This is a genomic window from Xenorhabdus entomophaga, assembly GCF_037996725.1.
GTDB lineage: Bacteria > Pseudomonadota > Gammaproteobacteria > Enterobacterales > Enterobacteriaceae > Xenorhabdus > Xenorhabdus khoisanae.
This window is the reverse complement of record NZ_JBBMXH010000198.1, coordinates 1-2,920: the sequence shown is the minus strand read 5'-3', so window position 1 is coordinate 2,920 and position 2,920 is coordinate 1. Positions and strand designations below refer to the sequence as shown.

At 50.3% G+C, this 2,920-nt stretch carries 4 protein-coding genes and 1 pseudogene; all 5 read right to left on the bottom strand.

The features are described 5' to 3' along the window. Positions 1 to 501, bottom strand: a pseudogene (locus AAC854_RS21915) (hypothetical protein); the annotation flags it as partial. Beyond that, on the bottom strand, positions 498 to 1,037 hold the full coding sequence (locus tag AAC854_RS21910; protein ID WP_340618946.1) for a baseplate complex protein: 540 nt from the start codon (positions 1,035 to 1,037) through the stop codon (positions 498 to 500). The pseudogene AAC854_RS21915 and the gene AAC854_RS21910, both read right to left, overlap by 4 nt. Beyond that, positions 1,009 to 1,734, bottom strand: coding sequence for a hypothetical protein (locus AAC854_RS21905; protein ID WP_340618945.1), 726 nt, complete (start codon positions 1,732 to 1,734; stop codon positions 1,009 to 1,011). The genes AAC854_RS21910 and AAC854_RS21905 overlap by 29 nt, the downstream gene beginning before the upstream one ends. Then, positions 1,734 to 2,198, bottom strand: a complete 465-nt coding sequence (locus AAC854_RS21900) for a tail fiber assembly protein (protein WP_340618944.1) — start codon at positions 2,196 to 2,198, stop codon at positions 1,734 to 1,736. Before AAC854_RS21900 ends, AAC854_RS21905 begins: the two co-directional genes overlap by 1 nt. Continuing rightward, positions 2,198 to 2,920 (bottom strand): tail fiber protein (locus AAC854_RS21895; RefSeq protein ID WP_340618943.1); only part of this gene is annotated, 723 nt, incomplete at its 5' end. The genes AAC854_RS21895 and AAC854_RS21900, both read right to left, overlap by 1 nt.

Below are 2,920 nucleotides of genomic sequence, written 5' to 3'. Positions count from 1 at the left end.
CGCCCAGCTTCCCAGATACACCGAGCCATCCGGCAACTGATGCCAGATATAGTCTTCAATGGCAAAGACCTGCCCCAGATTCCCCAGTAGCTGGTAGCCTGTCCCATTGTGCGTGTAGTGCGGGATAGGTTTATCCCTATAAGGTGCGTCCGGTAAGATAAACGTCAGCCCGCTGTGTTCCTGCAACCAATCCACAATCTGGCGCAAAGTGGGATGCTGAAACGAGCACGGCCACGCCCGCTCAAACACACCGACTAGCTCACGCACAAACAGGCGTTGGTAACCGTTCTGGGCAGGCTGTGAACGTTCCACATAACCCGTAAACCAGCGCAGTACCAAATCCGTATAGCCCACATCCAGCCGGACGAGTTTTCCGGTGTAATCGGTGGTCGTTTCTGCGGTGATAAAGCCCCGGCCACAGGCAGAAAGTTCCAGCATCAGGTTGGCCTCCACCAAATGGATCTCATCACCGGACAGGTAAAGTCGGTTAACCGGCCTCATTCTGTTGCTGGCCCCAATCGATCATTTAACGGCTTGAGCCACTCGCGCTCAAACCAACTCAGTTTTTCATCGCCTTCTGCTAACGATTCTCCCGGCTTCATCGTTTGTTTTTTCGCGTCAACCTGACCCATTGCCCGGGCGTCGCGTTTTTCCGCCACAGACAGATGTTCCCTTAAGGTAAACGTGACCTGCCATGCCTGTTTACCGTCTACCTTGCTGGCATCAATCGTGCCCGTAAAGGTGCTGATACGAAAGTTAATGGCCTGCGCGGTCAAGTTGGCGACCCGGTAGCGTTTCAGGTTACCGCCGTCTTTGGCTTCCGCCAGTGCAAACAGACGGGACAGCGTTTTTTGCTCAGTAAAGGGGATAATCCCGGTGATGCGCAGTTCTTTCGGTTTAATACCTTGCTCGGCAACGGCGGTACTGGATGACTGGCCGCTTTGGTCGCTGTCCTGAAACATCATGGACGGTGTCACGGTCAGGCTTTTTAACGGGATGGCCTCGCCATCAAGGGCGAGGGTGATAATTTGGCTCATGTAGCATCCTTTCTAATGGGCGGATATCGTCTCCGGCAAACAGGATTGCCAGTGTGTAAACAGCGTCGGGTTCGGGGATATTCTGTCGCAGTTTTTCCGCTATGTGGGCGCCGTTCCCTTTCCCAGAGAATGCCCAGACGTCGGCGGATTTTCCCTTAAGCCCGCCAATCGCCTCGGTCATTTGATGCAAGGCAGACTGACGGGCAGAAGTAAAGGCCGTTAGCTGGGATTTTAATCCCGCAATACTGTTGCCTGCACTGGCCTGTGCTTTGGCTTTTGCTATCAACTGCGCATTAACGGCCAGACGGCTGGTTGTGGTTGACAAGGGTTGTGGCAGCGGTAAACCGCCGCCCTGCTTGCCCGGCAATTGCATTTTGCTGATTGCCAGACTTTCGGCGGTTTTTGCCATCCGTTTAACCTGTGCAAACACCGGAAGCGACAAGACCGATGAAAATTGCGTGAGGTGCTGCATAAATTCATCGTGAGTCTTGGCACAGACCATCAGGATCAGGCTGTTGATATTCCCCGCACCCGTGAGTTTTTTCGCCAGCGTATCAATGGCATTGGTCGGGCTTAAGTAGCTGCCACTGTCGGTCTGCTGCCCGATACCGTAGACAAAGGGGTGAACGGGTACAATGGCGGCGGTTATCCCCGACAAATCCGGGGACAGTTGCAGGGTTTTACGCTGCCAGTACATTATTCGGGTTGCTCCGGCCAGTCAATATCAGGCACAGCTGAACAGTCTACCCGGCTCAACAACACCCGATAAAGTCGCCACTTTGTCAACGCGGCTTTTTCTACTTCGGTAGCCATCTCTAAGTCAACGGCATCCTGGCATATGCCTATACTCTCAGCCGCTTTCTTCAGTAACTGCTGTTTCTCAGTTTCCGCACGTTGTTGTAGTTCTTCCGATGTTGGGGGAGGAATATCTTTTAATTTTGGTGATCCATTTTCCCCCGCAACAATCAATTTGCCGTTTTTCTGCCCTTCAAACAATTGCCGATACAGTTCGTTACTGATAGGTTTCAAATCATCAGGATAACTATTTGATGTTTGTGATTCCTGTGGCCTGTAAAAAAACCCATTTAATGATGCGCTGTAAAAATAATCGTCATGACTGACGGACTTCGTTTGTTTGTTTTTCATCTTGTTATTCATCATTATTTCCCTATCGCCCACCATGCAATGGGAAATCCCCCTACCCGACCTTCGTCATTTTTTGTTGCAGCAAAGAATTCCGCTTGATTAATTGGATAGCCAAAGGCATTGTCAATGAGGTCTCCCTGAGATGTCGTATTGGTGACAAATACCGCAAAACACTTTTCATCAAACACTCGAGGAAAATTGAAATTCCGGTTGCTAATTGATGCAGAACCCCACTGCATGATTAAGCCTGTTGATTCATCCTTGAACCAACCGTTATCACTTAATACCGCTGAATTTTTTCTCGCTAAATTCCTGTCAATCCAGTGACTTAAAAAGCCGCCCCATGTTGGCCCTGTAATATCCCCCCATGCACTGTATGCCGCGCTGCCTGCAACAAATCCGCCCTCCGCGCCGATTGTTCCCTTAGCCGAAATGTTTTTCTGGGCAACAATGTCCCCATTAGCTGAAATATTCTGACTGGCTGCAATGCTGCCCTGCGTTGCAATATCACCAGTGCGTGTATTGAAATAAATTGAGGTGACGTCATTGGGGTTACCACACGTCGTTTTAAAACCCACGCCAAACCATGAGCAGATCTCGATATTATTTCCCTCGAAACTGGCTGCATCCCGCGAGCCGATCTCTAGGCTACCACTACCTAACGCCAATGATGATGTAATTAATTTTTTTACAGTCACATCGCCATTAATTCCGCCACCCGTACGCGTATCCAGTGA

What these genes read in the sequence shown, in the direction of transcription:
- AAC854_RS21905 (WP_340618945.1), bottom strand. Translation starts at nt 1,734, where the DNA reads ATGTACTGGCAGCGTAAAACCCTGCAACTGTCCCCGGATTTGTCGGGG.
- AAC854_RS21900 (WP_340618944.1), bottom strand. Translation starts at nt 2,198, where the DNA reads ATGATGAATAACAAGATGAAAAACAAACAAACGAAGTCCGTCAGTCAT.
- AAC854_RS21910 (WP_340618946.1), bottom strand. Translation starts at nt 1,037, where the DNA reads ATGAGCCAAATTATCACCCTCGCCCTTGATGGCGAGGCCATCCCGTTA.